This window comes from Paenibacillus rhizoryzae, from assembly GCF_059686995.1.
In genome coordinates this window covers 750,690-772,468 of the sequence record NZ_JCAALT010000002.1, presented here as the reverse complement: position 1 = coordinate 772,468, position 21,779 = coordinate 750,690, and the positions used below count along the sequence as shown (strand labels likewise).

Here is a 21,779-nt window from a genome sequence, read left to right as displayed (position 1 = left end):
TATCCATTGGATTGGTGAGAGTAGGCAGCGGAGAACGATGAAGCAGGCACAGAGCACAAGCAAATCGAGATACATAACGAAAGCGTCAGCCCCCATATTGGATGCCCAATTAAATGTCGGCTTTTCAGGCAGCCTTGAGGAAGCTATCGAAGCCGTGCAGAGCATTATGATGGATGACGGCGATTTTATTATGCGCCGTTTTCATCTATTCGGGCGCTATGATGCGGTATTGTTCTTCTATAGCACGATGTCAGACCTCGCGACGATAAACAATCATATCCTAAAGCCGCTAATGCACTTGCCAGCTCACTTGGAAGGCAGGAGCGTCGAAATACAAAGTTTGCGCGATATCGTGATCGATGACGTTCTCTATCACAGCGGCGTTGAGTCGGAAATGAAGCTTTCCGGTCTGATCTCATGCATCCTGCGCGGAGATACCGCTTTGGTCATCGATGGATTGGAGGAATCCTTCTCGATTAGCACAAGCAGCGTAGAGAAGCGAGCCGTCGATCAGCCGGCCACCGAGCAAGTTATTCGCGGTCCGCGCGAAGGCTTTATTGAGATGCTGGAGAAAAATATCGCCTTGATCCGCTACCGGCTTCAAACGCCGGAGCTTCGCATTCATTCGTTAGAGATCGGCCGCAGAAGCCGGTCGAAGGTGTCCGTATGTTACTTGGATGGGGTCACCAACACAGAGCTTGTGGATGAAGTGAAACGCCGGCTCTCTTTAATCGATATCGATGCCGTGCTGGATTCCGGTTACCTGGAACAGTTTATCGAGGATAACCACGTAACCCCATTTCCGCAGGTGCAGTATACGGAGCGTCCGGATAAAGTCGTCGCGAATTTGCTGGAGGGCAGGGTAGCCATCCTAGTGAACGGATCGCCGCTTGCGCTCATCGTTCCCACGGTGTTCAGCCAGTTCTATCAGACCGTCGAGGACTATACGGAACGGTTTCTGCTCATGAGCGCCATTCGGCTGGCGAGATTGGTGGCGCTTGTTTTCTCGCTGGTTTTCCCAGCGATCTACGTCTCCATCATCTCCTTCAATCCGGAGCTGATTCCGACGGAATTTGCGGTAGCGGTGGCCGGTGGGCGGGCAGGCGTCCCTTTCCCAGCCATGGTTGAGGTCATCATCATCGAGATCTCGATGGAAGTATTGAGGGAGGCAACGATTAGGCTGCCGCAGCAGGTGGGCGGAGCGCTGTCGATTGTCGGTGTGCTGGTTATCGGCCAAGCTGCGGTAGCGGCCGGCTTCGCGAGCCCGATTACGGTTGTCATTATTGCGCTGACCACGATCGGTTCCTTCGCAACGCCGGCCTATAATGCCGCGCTCGCCTTGCGTCTGCTGCGCTTCCCGCTAATTATCATGGCGGGCATATTCGGTCTGTATGGCGTCGTGATTGGACTGATTCTCATTGCGAACCATCTGCTGTCCTTAAAGTCATTCGGTGTCCCTTACCTAAGCCCGCTTATTCCGGGAAACTTCAAGGGAATGAAGGACCTCCTCATCCGGAGTCCGTTGAAATGGATGACGGAACGCCCTGCGTCTTTGCAGACGCAGGACATGAAACGGGTTTCCACCGGGAAATCGGCTGAGGAGCAGCCTAAGAATGTGCTGGATCCCAGCAACTTCAAACCATCTAATGAGGAGCAATAAGGTATGCAGAACACCCGTACAATTACAACGATTCAGTCTGCCGCCATTCTGGTCAGCACCATCATTGGTGTAGGCGTTCTCCCGCTACCTTTGTTTACGGTGCGCGCGGCAGACGCAGGTGCGCCGCTTGTTACGTTATTAGGCGCCTTGGTCGGTTTCATCGGGCTTGGGCTGATCAGCATACTCGGCATGCGGTTTCCGAATCAATCCTTCGTGGAGTATAGCGAGGCCATCATAGGCAAATGGCTGGCCGCCATGGGAAGTCTAATGATTATTGCCTTCTTCGCCGTTCTGACTTCACTTGCCGCACGCGAGTTCGGTGAGGTTGTCGTCACCTCCGTACTCAAGAATACGCCCCTTGAGGTGACTGTCATCGTGATGCTGCTGCTTGCCGCCGTTTCCACGCGCAACAACCTGGTGACCTTTACCTATATCCATCTGTTCTATTTCCCGTTTCTCCTTGGGCCTGCGCTGCTCATTATCGCGCTTTCCTTAAAAAATGCGGACGTTATCAATCTTCAGCCGGTATGGGGAAATAACCATGCTCATATGCTGCCTGGTATTCTGACGGTTGCTTCCTTGTTTCAAGGCTCCTTCATCATGACAATCATTATTCCCAGCATGCATAATCCGAACAAATCGCTGAAGGCGAGTATAGCGGCGATGATCGTTTCGGGCGGTCTTTATGTCGCGATCGTCGTTGCGGCGGTAGGTGTCTTCGGCGCCGAGGAAATCCGTAATTTGTTGTGGCCTACACTGGAATTGGCTAAGGCTACTTCGTTGCCGGCCAATATCTTGGAACGGCTGGATGCGGCGTTTCTGGCGGTTTGGGTAACGGCGGTATTTACGACGCTGTTTTCCAGTTATTATTTAATGATTCGCTTTACCAGCTATCTGTTTCGTTTGAAGGACCATAACATGTTCGCCTTCTTCTTTCTTCCGTTTGTTTTCGTTATGGCGATCCTTCCTCAAAATATTTTGCAAATGTATGACATTATTGAAGACATCGGACGAATCGGCTTGTTTATCACGATCGGATATCCGGCATTCCTGTACATTATCTCACTCATTCGCGGGAAGAGAGGCGAGCGCAATGAGCCAGATCCCTTGGATCCGGTCGGTTAAGACCTTGCTTGTTATAGTGCTGACAGTACCGCTCCTAAGCGGCTGCTGGGACCGGCTTGAAATCGAGGAACGCGCCGTCGTACTGGGGATATCGATTGACGAAGCCGGCAAGCGAACGCAGGAGGAGCGAGAGTCCCAGGTTACGCAGACAGCGCCTCAGACGGACTTGGTTCGGGTAACGGTTCAAATCGCCTTGCCTGGCCGGATTCCGCTTGGACCGGGAGAAAGCGGAGGCAGCAGCGGCGCTGGCACGCAAGAAACACTCTGGGTGCTGGATTCAGTGGGACACTCCGTCGATGATGCGTTGATGAACTTGCAGCAACAGCTCTCCAGCAGACTGTTCTTCGGACATTTGCGCGTCATCGTCGTGTCCGAGAGCGTCGCGAGAAGAGGACTTGAGAACGTCAACGATTTCTTCCACCGTAATTCGGAGGTTAGACGATTGGCCTGGCTCATGATTTCGGAAGGCAATGCGAAGGCGCTCATGAAGGCTGCTCCGAAGCTGGAACGGGTGCCGACGCTTTATTTAATGGCAACGCTGGATGAAGGCACTCGAATGGGAAAGTTCCCGTCCAATTACATCGGCAATTTCTGGAGCAACTCGGTAAAGCTGGGGGAGGAAGGTTTCCTGCCTTATGTCGCTATTCGCAAGGAACAAAACGTCCAAATTGCCGGTCTGGCCTATTTTAGAGGCAATAAGATGGTTGGCCATACAAACGCGAGTCAAATCGGAGCCTACATGGGGGTCAAGGGCATTAATCCTGCCGGTTACCGCATCTTTGTCGATCTTGGCGGACCGAAGAAGAACGTCATGACGACAATCACGCACCGAGACAAGAAGATAGTTGTGCGCATTGTAAATGGGCTTCCCCGGTTCACCATTCATATCGCCCTTGAGATCAATGTGGAAGAGAAGCTTAGCGAGGCAGTTGCCATCGATGATTCGAGTATCTTGAAGCGAATTGAACAAGATGAGAAGGAAAAGGCGATTCAGATCTATAGAAAATTTCTCAGACAAACGCAAGCAGATGGCTCGGATATTTTCGGTTTTGGCGAATATGTGCGCGCGAAAAAGCCGGGATATTGGAATTCAAGGGTTCGCACGAAGGAGCGCTGGCAGGAGATGTACAAGGAAGTCGAGTTCGATCTGGATGTCCAAATTAATGTAAGACGAGTCGGTATGAAATCCAGATAAGGAGGAGAAGTCATGTTCGGCGGAGGCTTTGTCGCCATTAGCTATATCGGTTACTCCATCCCCTTATTCTGGTTAACCGGCATGTTGATTCTGCAATTCGATATTAAGGAATATCGGATCAAGAAAATGGAGAAAGAGCGCAGGCTTTCCAAGGTTCTGGGATGGACGAACCTCGGATTAGGAGCTGCGATGCTTATTGGTAATTACTTTTTCTTGTAATGACGTGGCAAGCGATGGGCCCGCGCCCGCTTGCACAATAAAATCGCCCGCCAATATGCATGTCTGCATAATGGCGGGCGATTTGCATTATTTGAGCAGCGATTTCAGCTTCGTGCCCGCGCTGGCGAGAACTGCCGGATCGATGACGGCTTTGCGCTCGATGAGCATCTCCGCCAGGCGGATGTCCTTGGCGATGCCGGGACCGATGCCGCTGGCTGCTGCCAGCGTGCCGTCTTCTGCCAGATGGAAGAAGAAATGCACATTGTCGGCCGATTCGCGTTTGATCTTATTCGCGCTGCCGAAGTCGACAAGGCCCGCTACCTGCAGCGACTCGTCGTATTGATCCGACCAGAACCAGGGAATCGCTTCATACGGCTGATCTGCGCCGAGCATGTTTTGCGCGGCAAGAATGCCTTGATCCTGCGCATTGCGCCACGATTCCAGACGGACGCGCTTGCCGCCGTACAGGGCAAGAGGGAAGGAGCAGCAGTCGCCGGCCGCGAAAATATCCGGGTCGCTCGTAGCAAGCTTCTCGTTGGCGCGGATGCCATTCTCAATCTCAAGGCCGCAGCCTTCGGCCAGCGCAATCTCAGGCACGGCGCCGATGCCGATGATGAGGGCATCGCAGCGAATTACAGTGCCATCGGCCAGTTCAATGATTTGCGTGCCGTTATCGTTCGTGATGCGGCTGATGGCCGTGCCGATCTTGAACGTAACGCCGGCTTCGCGATGTCTCGCTTCCACGACATTCGCGATTTCTTCCGGTACGCCACGCGTCAGAATACGCGGGCCAACTTCAAGCAAAGTAACGTCGCAGCCGCGCGCGCGCGCGCTCGCCGCAACTTCAAGGCCGATGAAGCCGCCGCCGATGATGACGATATGGTTGCCCGCGTGCAGCTGCGAACGAATCGCAAGCGCATCGGAGAAGGTACGAAGGTACATGGCGCCGGATGTATCGGAGCCTTCCATGATCAGTTTGCGCGGGCTTGCACCTGTTGCTAGCAGCAGCTTCTCATAGGACAGCTCTCTGCCGTCTGCCAGTACAATCCGATGTGCATCGCGATCGATGCTTGTTACATGGCTGTCCGATAGCAGCTGAATATTAAGCTCGTCGAGCTTAGCCGCATCCAGCATGAATGTCGGAGCCGGTGTTTCTTCTTCGAGCAGGACGCTCTTCGATAGCGGCGGACGCTCGTAAGGCGTACGATTTTCCTTGCCGATCAGCGTAATGCCGCCCGTGTAGCCTTGATTGCGCAGCTCCATTGCCGCATTTGCACCAGCCTCGCCGGCGCCGATAATAACCATTCCCGGTTGTGTCATCTATGTTAAGTCTCCTGTCTTAGTCAAGTTTGATATAGACCTTGCCCGATTCCACTTGAACCGGATAGGTTTTGAGATCTTCGCAGACAGGAGCTTTCTTGCCTTGTCCCGTCGTATAGTCGAATCTGCCGTTATGTTTCGGACATTCAATCGTGTGCCCCATCACCAAACCGTCGGATAAGTGAACCTTCTCATGGGTGCAAAAGCCGTCGGTCGCGTAAAATTTCCCTTTATCGGAATGGTAGACGGCAAACGTCCGGTCTTGATGATCGAAACGGATGACATCCTCCTCATCAATATCGTCAACTTCACAAACTTCAATCCAGCCTTCTAGTGTACTCATGTGTTAACTTCCTCCTGTTCGTAATGGTGAAACGTTTCACCTTCGTTATTCCATTATAAACATTGCTCCATCTGCTGTCTATTATACAGATCCTACATACCGGGCTGGATGACGTGGGGCGGCGATTATAAAGGTGCGAATATCGATGCGGATTACACGCAAGCAGGCGGAATGAGCGGAGGTTCCTACGAGGCGGTGCACTGGAAAGCGACAGCCTATAACGTGTACACAAGCCAAGATATTAGTTTGCCGAACGGAACGTATACGCTGAAAGCGAATGTAAGATCAAGCGGCGGCCAGAGCCAGGCGAGGATGGTTGCTAAGAACTATGGCGGGGCAGAGCTGTCTGTGAACATTCCGACGACCTCCACTTATACGACGGTCACGATTCCGAGCGTTCCGGTCAGCAATGGCAGCGTTCAGATCGGATTCTATTCCGTCGCTAACGGAGGGAACTGGATCGCTTTTGATAATGTAAGTTTAACACCGGTGAATTTGGGGCTGAACAAGACGATTTGGGGCTCAAGCCAGTGGGATGCGAACTATGCGCCTGCGAAGGCCAACGATGGCGACTCAGCGGGAACAAGATGGAACTCGGCTTCGGGAACAAGTGCGGGGGAATGGCTGCAGATTGATTTTGGCAGCAGTACGACGTTTAATACGGTGGTGCTGAAGGAGTTCGATACGCGGATTACGAGCTTCAAGATCTCCTACTGGAATGGCTCGGCTTAGGTGGATAGCGCCACGGGAACAACGATTGGTGCAAGCAAGACGGTGACCTTCGCGCCGGTAACGGGTACGAGCGTCAGGCTGCTGATTAACTCGGCGACCAATACGCCATCCATCTATGAGTTTGAGGTTTATAATCAGTAAAAAGAAGGGAAGCACCGCCCTCTCAAGGTTGGCCGGTTCCCTTTTCTAATTTCTAAGAATTTATAAGTTCCACATCTATGAATGAGCTTAGAAATCTCCGGAATGAACCGCGCTACGCCATCAAAGGACGGCGTCAGCCGTTTCACCTTGTGCGTGGAATTTCCGTACTGTTCAAGGAATCTACAAAGGTGCGGGGTACATGTTCGCGTCGTTATTTGTAAACTAGTAGCAGGAAGTATTTCTTCGTTTACTAGTCTATTTCAGGTGGTGAGCAGGATGGGTTTTTGGTTCAGAAAGAGCAAAAAACAATCCACATCAGTCGATACTCCGCAAACAGACGAAGTGCCGAATGCGAAGTCCGAATTAACGGTGGAATCTACTGCGGAAACGGAACGTCCCGAATCTGCGGTCGAGTCTAGACAATTCTGGAATTCCGGTCTGTCCACGCAGGATTGGATCGGTGAGATGTACAAGGAGCAGGAGCGAAAAGGCGCGTTCGATCATCTGCCCGGAAAAGGGAAGCCAATCGAGGTTCCTTCGGGCGATATGACCAACAGTTTTCTGAAGGAAGCTAATTTCTTGCCGGCTTGGCTGATGCTGCAGCATGAAATCCGGGATCAACTGCAGAAGCTGCTACTTTCATCAGATGGTGGCAGAAACAGCAGTGGCAGTGGCAGTATCGAATCGGAGCTTACTGAAATCAACAAGAAAATCATGAAGTACAACAACATGGTGCCGAGTGCGATTTTGCAAAAGAGGCGCATAACGAAGGAAACGATGCAGCAGCAGTTTGAGCTTTGGAAATAACAAAAGCAGCCCGGGCGGGCTGCTTTTATTTTGGTTGACTTCCCATCGGCGCCAGCTTAATAATCAAGGTACAGATGGAAATAACTAGGACAAGGTTAGTCCTTTGGCAGGTGCTGCTTAAGAGCAGCTTTTTTCGTGACCAGCTCTTTGGCCAGATCGGCTTGCTTGCGCGTGCTTGCCTTAATCTCTTCATTTAGCTTATTCATCCGTGACATCTTGCTGCTTAAATCACTTGCGGATTGACTTAGCTTCATGTCGCGCTGCAGCTGCTTGATTTTCGCTTGCGCCTTATCCGTCTTGGCTTTCTCTTGCGGTATTTTGCTCTCTATTTCAGCAATTTCGCGTTGCAAACGATCGACAATTGCTTTGGTGAAATTAATGGACATGTCGGGCACCCCATACTCGTTTAGTGTAGCTAAGTCCTCATTTTACTATAGATGATCCGGTTATGCGAGGGATGGGGGCTGAAGGATCGAAGGAGGCAGCGTGATGCAGGAGCTAGTCGGGCAGTGTGAGCAATGTAAGAAGGACATTTACTGCAAGGATGGATTTGTGGAAGGTATGATTTTGGAGAATGGGAAATTGGTTTGTTTGGATTGTTCAAATCAGGAAGAAATGGAGCGATTCCAATAATATGCCGATCCAATTAAGGAGCACCTATCTGAACGTTCCGGTAAGCAGTTTCACGAAGTCCATTGCGTGGTATGGTGAACATGTGGGATTTCGCGTAGTGAAAGAGGATCCATTCTATATCGAATTAGCGAATGATACGGGCATTCGTATCCTATTCCAGCAGAACGAGCATAGGCTTCATTCGCATTTCGTATACCCGGATGGATCGCTGCAGTCCTCGTATGGTTTTAAGGTGGAAGATGCGGAGGCTGCTTATCATGAATTTGCGGAGCGAGGCATTGAGGTCGGCCAGCTCTTCGATTATCAGGGCAAGTCGTTCTCCTTCTATGATCCGGATGGCAATTTCATTGAAATATGGAGCACGGAGCGATAACGGATTGCAGGAGGTAGTCAGCTATGATCAAGCTTCATACCTGTTATGCGAAGGATTTTCACGGTAAATGGGAAATGGGCAAAAGCCCCACGCAGTTTCACATTCTGCTCGTAGTGACGAAGGGGAAAATCATCTATTACGTCAATGATGAGTCCGTTTTGCTCCAAAAAGGGGATGTTCTCTTCATGCCGGCCGGCACGGTACGCGGAGGGATTTCGAGTGAAGAGCATCAGCGGTATGCGACTCATTTTACGCTGGACGATAGTGATCGCATGCTGCTTCCGCTTCTAACGGAGAATCGTTATTGCAAAACGACGATCAGCGGATTTGAATATTTTAAGCAGCGGTTCATGTTATTGAAGCATCATTGGCTCATGAGGGGGCCGTATTCGGAGCCGACTTGTTACGCGATTCTGCTGGAGCTGCTTAGCATTATCAACTACGAGCGGGATAAGTGGAAGCTTCCGGCTAAGAAGATTGAGATGGCGGAGGATATCAAAACCTATCTGCTCGATCATTATAAGGAATCCGTATCGCTGGATGATCTGGCGCAATTGACGGGGAGGACGCCGAATCATGTCTCGCATCTGTTCAAGTCGGTCACGGGCTTGTCCCCGATTGATTATTTGCACCATGTTCGGATCGCGAAGGCGAAAGAGCTGATGTTCGACAAAATGATGTCGATCAGCGATATCGCAGAGGAGACGGGCTTCTGTGATCAGGCGTATTTTAACCGGGTGTTCAAGAAAGTGACGGGCTGCTCGCCTACGGCATTTATGAAGGGGAGAACGGGCTGAGTGGGGTGGCAGTGGTGTTAGTTTGTGGCAGCGCTGTCATCGAAATCGTTGAATCGTCCAAAAGAAAGCTAGATCGTTACTCGAAAGGAGCACGTAAACCATCTATGATTGAAACAGGTTGATTACCAATCATACGGAGGGGATTACGCGTGGATCCATCTTGCTTGCAGTATGCGTTGACCGAAGAAGAACGGAAACAGTTTAACGAATTGGGTTATTTGATTGTGGAGGATGCGCTCTCGCCGGAGCAGATTGCTGAACTGACTACGGAATTTGACCGTATTTATGAAGATAAGCTAAGCAGCGGCCATGATCCGAAGACGGCATTGTTTTATCCAAACTTTATTCCTGATCATTCATCTTTTCTAAACCTGGTGGATTACGATAAAGTGCTGCCGAAGGTATGGGACATTCTCGGCTGGAACATCTACTTGTATCATGCGCATATGATTGCGACGCCTCCGTCGGGGAAAGCGAAGAGCGATGCGACGTTCGGCTGGCACCAGGACAGCGGTCGCGTCAATATGGAGATGGAGTCGCATCCGCGTCCGCGCTTATCGCTCAAGGTGGCGTATTTCCTCTCCGATGTGTCGGAGCCGGACCGGGGCAACTTCTGGGTGGTGCCGGGCAGTCACCTGAAGGACAGCCTGGAGATGCCGGCTGATCGACAAGGCCAGCCGGAAGGCGCCATTCCGGTATGCGTGAAGCCGGGGTCAGCGGTCTTCTTCGATCGCCGCACCTGGCATGCCGGTTCGCCGAACTGGTCGGACTACACGCGCAAAGTGCTGTTCTACGGCTACGGATACCGTTGGATCCGCACGAAGGACGATATGACCGTGCAGCACCTGTGGGAGAGCGCCGATCCGATCCGCCGTCAGCTGCTTGGCGCAGGCGTGAATTGCAACGGCTATTACAGTCCGACGGACGAGGATGTGCCGCTGCGCGGTTGGCTGAAGGAACACCAGCCGGAATTGGTGCGATAATAGGTGAAGTTGCGAGGCTGCCGATCATGTGATCGGCAGCCCTTTTTTTTGTTATGTGGCGCGCAAGAAAGGCATGAAGGGATCTACATGAGCGAGATTGCCGGGTTTTCGGCAGAAGAAGGGTACGTAGGGATCTACATGAGCGAGATTGCCGGGTATTCGGCGGAAGAATGGTACGTAGGGATCTACATGAGTGTGATTGCCGGGTTTTCGCCGGAAGAAGGGTACGTAGGGATCTACATGAGCAAGATTGCCGGGTTTTCGGCGGAAGAAGGGTACGTAGGGATCTACATGAGCGAGATTGCCGGGTTTTTGGCGGAAGAAGGGTACATAGGGATCTACATGAGCGGGATGGCCGTGTTTTCGGCGGAAGAAGCGCATGTAGAGATCTACATGCGCCGAGCTTTCCGGGTTTCCCGCCGAGCCCCTACTCCATCCCATACTGCCGCTTGCGGAATTCGCTTGGCGTGCAGTCCATTAATTTCTTGAACACTTTGCTGAAGTACTTCTCGTCCTGGAAGCCGGACATTTCGGCGACTTGGGTGATCTTCAAGTGTGCGCTTGCTAGTAGAATCTTTGCCCGGTTGATCCGGCAAGCGGTGATGAAGTCCGAGACATTCTGGTTCAGCTCCTGCTTGAATTTGCGTGAGATGTACTCGCGGCTGAGATGAAACTTGTCCGAGATACTCTGCAGCGTCAGGTCTTCATGAGCGAACTTCTCAATATGAGCAGCGATGTCGCGAATGGTGCTGCCACGCTCGCTGGCGGCGTTCAGCCGGGCTCCGATCTCGCATGCTTCGCGGACGAAAGCTTCCTTCCATGCTGCATACTGGAAAGCGCCGCCAGCATCTACAGGCAAGGAGCTGCTGCCTTCTCTCGAATAGGGAATGTCCGCCTCGGCGACATTGCGTCCGCCTTCCCAAATCGCTGCGGCGAGCTGGAATTCCCTCTGCCAGAGCAGGAGATTATCCGGCGTCAGCCGGCTTCTCTGATCGAGAGCGTCGAACCATAGCTGCAGCGCGCGGCGGATGTTAACCGGACTGCCGCTTTGCACGGCGTAGCGTACTCGCTCCTCGTAAGGGCTGAAGAATAATGCCGGCTCCGTAGAAGTAGCCGACCGAACATCAAAGCAGTGGATGCATTTACCCGTTTGCAGCAGGTTTCGCTGCATCAGTGCAGTCCGCGCTTGCCGGTAGGAAGCGGTAAGTCCGGACGGGAAAGCAACCGGCAGGCCGAGTCCTATGGCCAGCCGCGCTTTCAATGCGACGAACAAGGCGTCGTTGCACTCGACGAGCAGTCCGGGCACATCATCCGGGTTACCCCAGAAGAGCAGGACAATCTCCTGCTCAGCTCCGGCGTGATGGCGGAAGGCGTGACCCGCACCGCGCTCGCGCAGCATCTCATTCACGATGTTGGCTACAGCATAAGCAAAGAGATCCCGGCCGGAAGAGCCGAATTTATCTGCAACGGCAGGTGGGGTGGAGCTTAGCTCCACAACAGCAGTCCGAATGATCGTCTCGGAAGCGGCCAAAGTCGCAGCGTCCTTCACAGTTCTGCCCTCGCCAGCAGCGCTAGTCCCGCCGCCAGCACTCCCAATTCCGCCCCCGCCAGCTCCATACCGCATCCCAAACGGCTTCATCGCCTGCGCGAACTCCTGCGCAGATCCTGTCCCCTTCATCAGAGCAGCCAACAGCTGCTCCGAATAAAGCGGCTTGAGCTGATTCAGCTCAATATCCTGCCCGCGCGCGCGCGAGCGGCTCGCATCCTCGCTGCGCCAGCTGCTGACCGCCCGTTCCACGGCACTCGTCAGCTGCTCCGCATCGATCGGCTTCAAGATGTAGTCCATGCCCCCGAATTTCACGGCCGTGCGGACAAAATCAAACGTATCATGCCCGCTGATGACGATGATTTTGCTCTCCGGCGCATGCTCCGCCATCCATTCCATCAGCTTGTCGCCGCCCATATGGGGCATCATCATATCCGTGAATACAAGCGCAGGCCGCTGCGCCTGAATCATCGCCATTCCGGTCGTCCCGTCATCGGCCTCCAGCACCGTTTCAATGCCAAATTGCTGCCATGGCACAAGCAGCCGAATCGCCTCGCGAACATGCCGTTCATCATCTACTATGAGTGCTTTCATAAAGGCTGGTCCTCCAATGCATGTGGAATGTGAAGCGTCACCGAAAATCCATGCGGGTGCAAATGCTGGATACTAAGCGCCGCATCCTGTTTAAAGTAAAGCCTCAGACGGAATAGGACGTTTCGAAGTCCGATAGCCAGCCCTTCTTCCTCCTCGTTTTCCACCTCGTGATCCTGCATTAGAAGCCGGTTAAGCTCCGCCATACGTGCAGCAGATATCCCTTTCCCGTTGTCCGATACCACGATCGTGAGTGCCCCGTCATCGCCAAGCGAACTGGCAATTACCAGCTTCGCCGGCCGCTCCGAAGGCAAGAAACCATGCTTGAAGAAGTTCTCCACCAGCGGCTGCAATATCATCTTCGGCAGCCTTATGCTGCGAGTGCGCTCGTCGATCATCAAGATGATATCGAGCGAGGTGTCGAAACGCTCTTTTTGCAAATCCAGGTAGGCCTGCACGTAATCCAGCTCCCGGCTCAGCTCCACCCCAACATCTGCCATGTCCATTTGATAGCGCATCATCTTCCCAAGTGACGTCACAAGCTGATATACTTTCATGTTGCCATGCTGCAGCGCCACGGTCCCAACGGATTGCAGCGCATTATACAGGAAGTGCGGGTTTACCTGCGCCTGCAGCGCTTTGAGCTGAATGGTTTTGTTCGCAAGCTCGAGTCTATATTCTTTCAAAATCAAATTGTTAATCGTCTGCATCATCGACCGGAATCGCTTGGCCAGCAGCCCGATTTCATCATTGCTCTGGATATCGATGTGGACGTTCAGATTACCGGAATCGATCTTGTTAACATAACCGATAAGCGCAAGCAGCGGCTTCGTGAAACGATAAGAGATGAGCATCAGGGCAATAACAGCAATGGCAAGGAAGGCCGCCCCAACCCAGGTATTAATTAAAGCGGTTTCATTGGCAGTCGCGTATAGATGGCTGTTAGGCGTTTGCTTGATTAGGTACCAATTCATGTAGTTGGTCTTCACCTGCTGGTAGAAAATCATGCCGGAGAACGCATTCCCATCCCAGTCAAAATGCCCCTTCGTCGTCGAAGCATTCCGTACGTTATGAAACCATTCACTATCCAGACGTTTGCCAATTTGGGACTCATCGGAGGAGATCAGGACACCGCCATCGGCGTCAACCAGATAGAAATTCTCATGACCGGCATCGTACAATTGACGGTTCAGATCACTAAGCACGGTTGTTTTCACATCAATCGTAAGCTCCGCCAGCTGCGTGCTGCTCGGGGCTAAGAAGATCGGACGATGAAGGGTGAAGACCTGTTCTTCTTTCACGGGAGACTTAATGGACAGCCCGTAATTGTGGCTCAAATGGGTCGGTTCGATATAGGTTTTGGAAGCCATCGCTATTGAACCGTTCTGATGTTTGCCAACTTTAATGTCGTCATTCCATAGTAGATAGCTGGTGTTCTGACCTGCTACGTAGAGTCTGATTTTATAAAACTCCTGCACGCTTTGATAGATATTGTAGAGATGATCCTTGAGCAAATTGCGGTTCTGGATGACATCGCTGATTTGGTTGGGGAACACTTCGTTCTCCATATTGTGCTCCAAAATATAGTAGAGTGAGCGGGGAACATTCATCGAATTGTAGACGGCAAGCGACTTCTGGTTGATATTGTTCATATAGTTGATGATGTTCGTGCCCCCGAGTGCGAGCAGCCGGTTGTTCTTCGAGATGGCCTCCTTCGTAATCGAGGACTTCGTCTCGTGATACGAGATTGCGATGGAAGCGGCTATGGGCAGTATAGTGGCGATTAAGAAGAGCATCATCATCTTTTTACGGATTGTCGTGTTTTTGAACAAGGTTGTGGTCAAGGATGCGCCTCCCGAATCGATGGCGTGGATTTTGGTATAAACATACGCTATGAATTGTGAGTTGGTCAATATATTCCACCATGAAGTTCACGATCTTCTGTCGATTGGTGTTATCGGGAGCCGCTATACTGAGGTACGAGGGTTAAGAAAGGGGACATCTAGGTGCAGAGCGTGAATCGCAAAATCAAATGGCATGAATGGCTGCAGCAAACCGTATTTGTCGGACCGGGACTTCTGATTTTTCTGCTTATCGTCGCGGTGCCGTTCTTTATGGGTTTCTATTATACGTTTACGGAGTGGGACGGGCTGGATCTGAACCATGCGAAATGGGTCGGCTTTCAGAATATTCATCGGATCTTCACGGATGATGAACGGTTCTGGACCGCTTTCTGGTTTACGGCGAGATTTACATTGGCAGCCGTTCTGGCGACCAATGTGATGGGGCTATTATTGGCGATGCTGCTTACTCGCAATCTGAAGAGTCGAAATGTGCTTCGCACCATCTTCTTCCTGCCGAATGTAATCGGCGGCTTGCTGCTGGGCTACATTTGGTACTTTATCTACGTCCGCGGGTTTGCGGCTGTCGGCGAAGCGACGGGGCTGGAGTTCTTCAATCTTCCTTGGCTCGGTACGCCGACTACGGCATTCTGGGGGATTGTTAACGTGTTCGTGTGGCAGACGGCAGGCTACATGATGATCATCTATATCGCAGCGATTATTGGAATCCCGAAGGATTTGACGGAAGCAGCTCGTATAGACGGCGCTAATGCGTGGCAGGTTTTCCGCTCGATCACGATTCCGCTTATAATGCCGGCCATTACGATTTGTCTGTTCCTGACGACATCGAATGCCTTCCGGATGTTCGATCTGAATTTGTCCTTAACGGCCGGCGGACCGGGCTATGCATCTGAATCGATCGCACTCAACATTTATCGTGAGGCGCTGACGAATAATCGATACGGATTGGGTACGGCCAAAGCGATGATCTTCTTCTTCGCAGTCGCGCTGATCACCGTCACACAGGTATGGTTCACCAAGAAGAAAGAGGTGGAAGCGTAACGATGGAAGACAAACAACGATATACGCCACTCCTTTTCGTATTCGAGCTAGCATGCGTACTATTGGCGCTGCTTTTCCTGACGCCTTTCTATTTTCTAGTCATTAATTCGTTCAAAAAGCTTGGCGCCATTCTATTAAACGCAGCTGAGCTGCCGACGAGCTGGGGGTTTGGGAATTTCAAGCGAGCTTGGATCGCGATTGATTTTCCGGTCGTATTCATGCACTCCCTAGTTATTACAGTGCTCAGCGTTGGCTGTCTGGTAATAGTTGCGAGTATGAGTGCTTACCGTTTGGTGAGAAAACCGACAACGTTCAATAAGTTCCTGTTTACCGTCTATGTCGCGGCGATGATTATTCCGTTCCAATCGGTCATGCTGCCGCTGATGCGCATCACGTCGCTGTTTGAACTGCGCGGGCATGTATACGGAATCGTCATTTGCTACATCGGTTTTGGGATCTCGCTCTCGATGTTTCTGTTCCATGGCTTTATCAAATCGGTGCCGCTTGAGATTGAAGAAGCTGCTGTTGTGGATGGCTGTTCGCCTTATGGCGTGTTCTGGCGCATCGTATTCCCGCTGCTCAAGCCAATTGCCGTTACGGTTATCATTCTGAACGTGCTGTGGATTTGGAACGACTATTTGCTGCCGGTGCTTGTCATCAACGACAACTTCACCACGATTCCGCTAGCGGTGCAGAAGTTCTTCGGACAATATTTGCGCAAATGGGATTTGGCGATGGCGTCGCTTACTTTGAGTACATTGCCGATCATTGCATTTTTCCTTTTTCTACAAAAACATATTATTCAAGGCATTACGGCAGGATCAGTTAAGGGGTAATAAATTGATATTTACCTAATTTAATCAAAATATTACACTATCTAGTTCAATTTATTCGGTGTAATAGCCGAAATATGCACTCTATAATTGGAAATGTAACCAAAACCCTTTGGGAGGCCAATCATGAAAAAGAGATCGATATTCGCACTTACGCTTGCCACTGCACTTATCGCAAGTGGATGTTCCAGCAACAATAATAACGGGGGCAACAGCACAGACGGGGAGAACGCGAAAGCTGCTAATAACACTGCTGCAGCTAACAACACTGCTGCAGCTAACAACACTGCTGCTGCAAACAATTCGGCGACTACAGAGACAACAAACGCGCCGAAAGAGCCGGTAACGATTAAAGTATTCCAATTCAAAGTCGAGATTGCAGCTGCGCTTGCCAAGATGGCAGAAGCTTATGAGAAAGAAACAGGCGTGAAGGTTGAAATCGAAACGCATGGCGGCGGCGAGGACTACAGCGCATTGCTGAAGGCTGAGCTTGCAGCGGGCGAAGAGCCGGAAATCATTACCTCCAGCGGCTGGGCCGGCTTCGATCCTTATGTAGATCGTGCGGTGGATCTCTCCAATGAGCCATGGGCAAAGGATCTGGTAGAAGCTTCCCGTGCACAAATTTCGCGCGACGGCAAACTGCTCGGCATGCCAATGACGCTTGAAGCGTACGGCTTGACGTACAACAAAGATCTGTTTGCAAAAGCAGGCATTACGACGCTTCCGCAAACGCTTGATGAACTGGAAGCGGATTGCAAGAAGCTTCAAGATGCAGGGATTATTCCTTTCGCATTGACGAACGAGTGGTGGTCGCTCGGTATTCATACCTTTAATATCGCGAACGCAACGCAAGCTGATCCTGCTGCATTCATCGATGAAATCAAAGCAGGCACCAAAACATTCAAGGACGATCCGCTTACCAAACAATGGATTCGCCTAGTAGACATCATGTTCGCAAACGGCCAGAAGGCCGCTCTGACAACGGACTACAACACGCAAGTGGCAGAGTTTGCTGCTGGCAAATACGCAATGATTCAACATGGTAACTGGATCCAAGGTATGGTGGATGAAGTGAATCCGGATCTGAACCTGGGCATGATGCCGGTACCGCTGGAAGGCAAACCGAACGTATTCACAGGCGTACCAAGCAACTGGGTTGTGAACAACAAATCCGCTCATCCGGATGAAGCAAAAGCGTTCCTTAACTGGATGGCTACTTCGGAAACAGGCAAGAAATTCGTAGCAACCGACTTCAAATTTATCCCGTCGATCACTTCGATTCCGGCTGATCCAGCGGCAATCGGCAAAATCGCGGCAGACTTCGCAACGTTCTCCCAAGAACACCCGGATCAAGTGAAGGGCTGGCAGTGGGATCGTTTCCCAGACGGCATCACGCAACAATTCGGTGCTGCGATGCAGGAATACATGGGCAAACGCATCAAATCCGACGAGCTGCTTGGCAAGTTTGATAAAGCGGTAGCGGACATCGTGAAGAAATAAGGAAATGGCTGAGCGGGGGAGACCTTGCTTGGCCTTTTTTGTTTGCTTGCACGTTGCTGGCGGCACTCAGCTTGAATTGGGGTTTCTTACTATGAGATGATCGGACTAGAAGAAAGCAGAGGAGGATGAGAAAGAGGATGAGGACATGGCTCGGAGGACTTTCTGCAGCAGGTTGGTTGCTCGGACTTTGTTTACTGCTCACTGCTTGTAAAGGCGAAGAAGAATCGGTGGTGCTGCCTTCGAATGAGAACGGACAAGCCACCTCGGCAGCGGAGAAGCCGGTTATATTAGAGACGATTGTACCGGAAGGGACGCTGGATAATCCGGTTGGGATGGTGAGTGAGTTCGGTATAACGACAGCGCTGCGTAGTAAAGCCTTCGTGATCGAACAGCCGGGCCAAGTGGTGATGCTGGACCTGGAGAAACCTTCTGGGAAACCGAAGGTTGTGCTCGATATTCGGGATCGCGTATACAGTGACGGCAATGAGCAGGGACTGCTTGGGTTAGCTTTTCACCCGAAGAAGCCCGGTGTTGCATTCGTGAATTACACGACGAAGACCCATACGGTTATCTCTCGCTTCGTGATGAGTGATCCGGAGCATCCGGAAATGCTGGATCCGGCGAGCGAGGTGAAGCTTCTGACGTATGAACAGCCTTTCTCGAATCATAAAGGCGGGCAGCTGGCTTTTGGACCGGACGACGGGTATCTATATATTGCGGCAGGAGACGGGGGCAGCGGCGGCGATCCGCATGGCAACGGCCAGAATAAGCAGAGCTTACTGGGCAAACTGCTGCGCATCGACGTGGATACCGGAGCTAACGGGAAGAAATACAGGATTCCGTCGGATAATCCTTTTGCCGGCGGAGGCGGGGCACCGGAAATCTACGCGGTTGGGCTGCGCAATCCATGGCGATTCAGCTTCGATGCGGTTACGGGTAAACTGTGGGCGGCGGATGTCGGACAGGATCGGCTGGAGGAAATTAATCTCATCGAGAAAGGCGGCAACTACGGTTGGAACGTCATGGAGGGGAATCTCTGCTTCAAACCTCAGGAAGGCTGTAAGAAGGAAGGATTAATTGAGCCAATCTTCACGTACGGCCGCGATCAAGGCGTGTCCATTACGGGCGGATTCGTGTATCGGGGTAAGGCGCTGCCAGCGCTTGTCGGTTGGTATGTCTATGCGGATTATGCCATGGGCACGATCTGGGCATTAAGGCAAAACGAGGATGGCAGCGTTGAAAATAAGGTGCTGATCGAATCCGATCACCTGATTACTTCGTTTGGCGTTGACGCAGACGGGGAGCTGTACATTTGCTCGCAGAAGGGAAGTTTGCTGCGACTGGAATAAGCTGGAATAAGCCGCTCGGCAATGGGAGAGAAACGAATTCGTTCCTTGCTCACACTGCCTTGCGGCTTATTTGTTGTTCTTATTCTGACGTAGGAAGCTGTTTATACTTGATGAACGCTTCCCACTGTGCAGGTGTCAGCTTATGGCCTTCGAAGAGACTGCCGGAGCGCGCTTCCTCCAGCAGCGTTGTCAGCCACTGCTTCTCCGTCTCGCCGAATTGGATGAAGCCTTGAATCATCAGCGCGGAGCCGCGGGGCAAGAAGTTTCCTTTGAGCTGTAGTACCGCATGCATGCGCTCAATTCGCGATTGGCAGGCTTCGAGCTGTTTGACGATGTTCTCTTCCACCTTCTTAGGTTCGCCGTGGCGAACGAACGCCATCGAAAGAAACAGCGGATGCTGCGGGTATGAAATTTGTTTGAACTGTGTGTCGAGCAGCTCTTGGAAGGCCTCTCGTCCGGAATCCGTGATCCGATAAATCGTCTTATCCGGCCGATTCTCCCCTGGGACCGAAACGACCTCAGCCGCCTCGATCAGCCCATCCTCGCGCAGCTGGTCTACCGCATAATACAGTGATCCGTCGCGAAGCTTGAAGCATTCATTCCAGTTGCGGTCTTTAATCGTCTGGCGAATTTCGTAGGGGTGACGGTCATACTCCATAAGCAGCCCTAAGATTAAGAGCCTCATTGACATGGACGTTTATCCTCCGTGGAACGATGGCGCTGGTTTGCCGTCGCCTTGAGGACCTTGTTGTCCTCCAGCGCCCGGTTTGCCAGGTGCGCCTTGCGGCCCGCCTAATTTGGATGCTTCCAGCTTTGCACGTCCCATCAAGATCGCGAAGACGAGAGCCAGTATCGGAAGAATGATCGTCCATTGGAAAATAAAGATGACGGAGTCGCCAAGCTTGCTGAGCAGCTGGTTAATGAGATCGGCAGGCAATCCCATTTGAGCTTGAACATCAGGGTTCAGCAGCGCTTGGCCGCCTTTGATCTGGGAAGCTAATTCCGGATTAATATTCGGAATTTCTTTCACGCCGGATTGGAAGGCTGACTTCTGCATCGCGCCGAATACCGTAATGCCAAGTGCGGAGCCGATTGTCCGGAAGAACGTAATCAGGGATGAAGCAGAACCTTTATATTGCGGAGGAACAGCGTTCAACGTCGAGATATTGAGCAAGGAGAAGGAAACCCCGATGCCAAGACCGACGATGACCATAAACAAAGTAATGACGAGTCTGGATGTTTCTTGATCCATTACATAACCTAGAAGCAATGTGCCGACCAACAGGGTCAGTGCAGATACGACCATGACGTCACGATATCTGAACTTGCTGACCACGCGACCGCCGACTTGGCTGCTGAGTACGACGCCAAGCATCATCGGTGTAAGTACGCTGCTTGTTTCTGTAGCTGTTTTGTGAAATACACCTTGAATGAAGAGCGGAATGTACGTTGCAGCAGCGATCATAATGCCGCCGTAGAGCACGCTGATGGCCATGCTGCTGGTGACGACTTTGTTTTTGAATAAAGAAAGCTTGATGATCGGATCTTTCGCCGAACGTTCGATGAACAAGAAGGCGATCAGCAATACGCCGGCAGCAACGAAGAGCGAAATGGTTTTTGCCGAATCCCATGCCCAGCCGTCCGAGCCGCCAAGTTCCAGGCCGAACATAAGCGTAAGTACAAAACCTGTAAGCGAGATGGCACCCAACCAGTCGATGATTTGTTTACGCGGATTGGATTGTTCGTGATAGGCCTGCGCGATGAAGATCACCGCTAGAATACCGATGGGGACATTGATGTAGAAAATCCAGCGCCAGCTGAGATTGTCGGTGATCAGCCCGCCCATTACCGGGCCGAAGACGCTGGATACGCCGAATACGGCGCCGAAGAGTCCCATCATTTTGCCGCGTTTCTCGGCTGGGAATAGATCGAAAATAATCGTGAAGACGATTGGCATCAAAGCGCCGCCGCCGATCCCTTGAATCGCACGGTAGATGATGAGCTGCTCCATGTTCTGCGCGGTTCCGCAAAGGATGGAACCCGCCATGAACAGAATCAATCCGGCGAGAAAGAACCGTTTGCGTCCGTACATATCCGATAATTTACCGAAGATCGGGGTCGATACGACCATCGCGATCATATAGGCAGAGTATACCCAGATAAATTTATCGAAGCCTCCAATCTTCTCGATAATCGTAGTCATTGCCGTCGACACGATCGTTTGATCGAGTGCAGCCATAAACAGACCGAGGAGCAGGCCCGCAATTACGAGTTTGACATTACTTCTTTTGGCGTCCACTGCATTCATTCCTTTCCTTGTTGAGAGTATGTACTCAAATTTGAATACTACTCATTTTATTATACTCAAATTTGAGTTTACAACAAGAAGAATTTGGATGTAGTGAACATTATTATGATTTGGTGAAGGGGAAGTGGATTTGGTGGTTGGCGATGCGGATTCGATAGGGAAAGCGGCGCTTAGTTTAGTCGGAAGGCTGGGATCGCTATCGGCGATGGATGAGAGTTCGAAAATTGAACTCTCAGCTCCTAGCGAGATCTAGATTACTGTGAAATCGGTGGCTGCACCACATCTTAAGCGGGATATCCGCTTAAAGTGGAGCAATCTCCTCCGAACTTCTGCTGTAAGCGACATATCCGCTTAAAGCGCCAATCGAGAGCGAGATTACTGAAATTCGGCGCGTATTCCACATCCTAAGCGGTATATCCGC

Annotated in this window: 23 protein-coding genes; 16 read left to right on the top strand and 7 right to left on the bottom strand. The window is 51.6% G+C overall.

What is annotated here, in order from left to right; translation table 11 throughout:
• Window positions 1–37 precede the first annotated feature (37 nt).
• The 4 genes from AC6ESO_RS08550 to AC6ESO_RS08535 are packed head-to-tail and all read left to right on the top strand — an operon-like array spanning window position 38 to window position 4,199.
• Entirely contained in the window at window positions 38–1,660 is a 1,623-nt protein-coding gene (locus tag AC6ESO_RS08550; protein ID WP_497091012.1) for a spore germination protein, read from the top strand.
• A 3-nt stretch (window positions 1,661–1,663) separates the two neighbouring features.
• Window positions 1,664–2,785 (top strand): GerAB/ArcD/ProY family transporter, encoded by a 1,122-nt coding sequence (locus AC6ESO_RS08545; RefSeq protein ID WP_497091011.1) that lies wholly within the window; start codon window positions 1,664–1,666, stop codon window positions 2,783–2,785.
• Entirely contained in the window at window positions 2,754–3,980 is a 1,227-nt protein-coding gene (locus AC6ESO_RS08540; RefSeq protein ID WP_497091010.1) for a Ger(x)C family spore germination protein, read from the top strand. The genes AC6ESO_RS08545 and AC6ESO_RS08540 overlap by 32 nt, the downstream gene beginning before the upstream one ends.
• A 12-nt stretch (window positions 3,981–3,992) precedes the next feature.
• Window positions 3,993–4,199: a CLC_0170 family protein gene (locus AC6ESO_RS08535; protein WP_497091009.1), complete on the top strand. Its 207-nt coding sequence runs from the start codon at window positions 3,993–3,995 to the stop codon at window positions 4,197–4,199.
• A gap of 87 nt (window positions 4,200–4,286) precedes the next feature.
• Here the strand turns inward: AC6ESO_RS08535 and AC6ESO_RS08530 are convergent, their stop codons facing one another.
• Window positions 4,287–5,519, bottom strand: a complete 1,233-nt coding sequence (locus tag AC6ESO_RS08530; protein WP_497091008.1) for an NAD(P)/FAD-dependent oxidoreductase — start codon at window positions 5,517–5,519, stop codon at window positions 4,287–4,289.
• A 19-nt stretch (window positions 5,520–5,538) separates the two neighbouring features.
• Window positions 5,539–5,862, bottom strand: a complete 324-nt coding sequence (locus AC6ESO_RS08525; RefSeq protein ID WP_497091007.1) for a MocE family 2Fe-2S type ferredoxin — start codon at window positions 5,860–5,862, stop codon at window positions 5,539–5,541.
• Window positions 5,863–5,970: 108 nt separating this feature from the next.
• Between AC6ESO_RS08525 and AC6ESO_RS08520 the strand changes: the two genes are divergently transcribed.
• From AC6ESO_RS08520 to AC6ESO_RS08510, 3 genes are all read left to right on the top strand, one after another.
• Entirely contained in the window at window positions 5,971–6,594 is a 624-nt protein-coding gene (locus AC6ESO_RS08520; RefSeq protein WP_497091006.1) for a discoidin domain-containing protein, read from the top strand.
• Window positions 6,595–6,735: a hypothetical protein gene (locus tag AC6ESO_RS08515; RefSeq protein ID WP_497091005.1), complete on the top strand. Its 141-nt coding sequence runs from the start codon at window positions 6,595–6,597 to the stop codon at window positions 6,733–6,735.
• A 276-nt stretch (window positions 6,736–7,011) separates the two neighbouring features.
• A complete protein-coding gene (locus AC6ESO_RS08510; protein ID WP_497091004.1) occupies window positions 7,012–7,542 on the top strand; it encodes a DnaJ family domain-containing protein in 531 nt (176 codons plus the stop codon).
• Between the two features lie 95 nt (window positions 7,543–7,637).
• Here the strand turns inward: AC6ESO_RS08510 and AC6ESO_RS08505 are convergent, their stop codons facing one another.
• Entirely contained in the window at window positions 7,638–7,928 is a 291-nt protein-coding gene (locus AC6ESO_RS08505; protein WP_497091003.1) for a hypothetical protein, read from the bottom strand.
• A 103-nt stretch (window positions 7,929–8,031) separates the two neighbouring features.
• Between AC6ESO_RS08505 and AC6ESO_RS08500 the strand changes: the two genes are divergently transcribed.
• From AC6ESO_RS08500 to AC6ESO_RS08480, 5 genes are all read left to right on the top strand, one after another.
• Complete coding sequence (locus AC6ESO_RS08500) at window positions 8,032–8,175, top strand: hypothetical protein (RefSeq protein WP_497091002.1); 144 nt, start codon at window positions 8,032–8,034, stop codon at window positions 8,173–8,175.
• 1 nt (window position 8,176) lies between these two features.
• Window positions 8,177–8,548, top strand: coding sequence for a VOC family protein (locus tag AC6ESO_RS08495; RefSeq protein WP_497091001.1), 372 nt, complete (start codon window positions 8,177–8,179; stop codon window positions 8,546–8,548).
• Between the two features lie 23 nt (window positions 8,549–8,571).
• Window positions 8,572–9,345, top strand: coding sequence for a helix-turn-helix domain-containing protein (locus AC6ESO_RS08490; RefSeq protein WP_497091000.1), 774 nt, complete (start codon window positions 8,572–8,574; stop codon window positions 9,343–9,345).
• A gap of 149 nt (window positions 9,346–9,494) precedes the next feature.
• Window positions 9,495–10,328: a phytanoyl-CoA dioxygenase family protein gene (locus tag AC6ESO_RS08485; RefSeq protein ID WP_497090999.1), complete on the top strand. Its 834-nt coding sequence runs from the start codon at window positions 9,495–9,497 to the stop codon at window positions 10,326–10,328.
• Between the two features lie 87 nt (window positions 10,329–10,415).
• Window positions 10,416–10,817, top strand: coding sequence for a hypothetical protein (locus tag AC6ESO_RS08480; protein ID WP_497090998.1), 402 nt, complete (start codon window positions 10,416–10,418; stop codon window positions 10,815–10,817).
• Here AC6ESO_RS08480 and AC6ESO_RS08475 read toward each other — a convergent pair.
• Together AC6ESO_RS08475 and AC6ESO_RS08470 are read right to left on the bottom strand one after the other, a co-directional pair.
• Entirely contained in the window at window positions 10,756–12,468 is a 1,713-nt protein-coding gene (locus tag AC6ESO_RS08475) for a response regulator (protein ID WP_497090997.1), read from the bottom strand. The two genes, AC6ESO_RS08480 and AC6ESO_RS08475, sit on opposite strands and share 62 nt — an antisense overlap.
• Window positions 12,465–14,309, bottom strand: a complete 1,845-nt coding sequence (locus AC6ESO_RS08470; RefSeq protein ID WP_497090996.1) for a sensor histidine kinase — start codon at window positions 14,307–14,309, stop codon at window positions 12,465–12,467. The genes AC6ESO_RS08475 and AC6ESO_RS08470 overlap by 4 nt, the downstream gene beginning before the upstream one ends.
• A 171-nt stretch (window positions 14,310–14,480) precedes the next feature.
• Between AC6ESO_RS08470 and AC6ESO_RS08465 the strand changes: the two genes are divergently transcribed.
• From AC6ESO_RS08465 to AC6ESO_RS08450, 4 genes are all read left to right on the top strand, one after another.
• A complete protein-coding gene (locus AC6ESO_RS08465; RefSeq protein ID WP_497091077.1) occupies window positions 14,481–15,368 on the top strand; it encodes a carbohydrate ABC transporter permease in 888 nt (295 codons plus the stop codon).
• A gap of 2 nt (window positions 15,369–15,370) precedes the next feature.
• Window positions 15,371–16,204: a carbohydrate ABC transporter permease gene (locus AC6ESO_RS08460; RefSeq protein ID WP_497090995.1), complete on the top strand. Its 834-nt coding sequence runs from the start codon at window positions 15,371–15,373 to the stop codon at window positions 16,202–16,204.
• A 123-nt stretch (window positions 16,205–16,327) separates the two neighbouring features.
• On the top strand, window positions 16,328–17,701 hold the full coding sequence (locus AC6ESO_RS08455; RefSeq protein ID WP_497090994.1) for an ABC transporter substrate-binding protein: 1,374 nt from the start codon (window positions 16,328–16,330) through the stop codon (window positions 17,699–17,701).
• A gap of 137 nt (window positions 17,702–17,838) precedes the next feature.
• The gene (locus AC6ESO_RS08450; protein ID WP_497090993.1) at window positions 17,839–19,050 is read left to right on the top strand and encodes a PQQ-dependent sugar dehydrogenase; all 1,212 of its coding nucleotides are present in this window, start codon (window positions 17,839–17,841) and stop codon (window positions 19,048–19,050) included.
• Between the two features lie 79 nt (window positions 19,051–19,129).
• On the opposite strand, the gene AC6ESO_RS08445 is transcribed toward AC6ESO_RS08450, so the two are convergent.
• Together AC6ESO_RS08445 and AC6ESO_RS08440 are read right to left on the bottom strand one after the other, a co-directional pair.
• The gene (locus AC6ESO_RS08445; protein WP_497090992.1) at window positions 19,130–19,741 is read right to left on the bottom strand and encodes a PadR family transcriptional regulator; all 612 of its coding nucleotides are present in this window, start codon (window positions 19,739–19,741) and stop codon (window positions 19,130–19,132) included.
• A gap of 6 nt (window positions 19,742–19,747) precedes the next feature.
• Window positions 19,748–21,358 (bottom strand): MDR family MFS transporter, encoded by a 1,611-nt coding sequence (locus AC6ESO_RS08440; RefSeq protein WP_497090991.1) that lies wholly within the window; start codon window positions 21,356–21,358, stop codon window positions 19,748–19,750.
• Window positions 21,359–21,779: the final 421 nt, after the last annotated feature.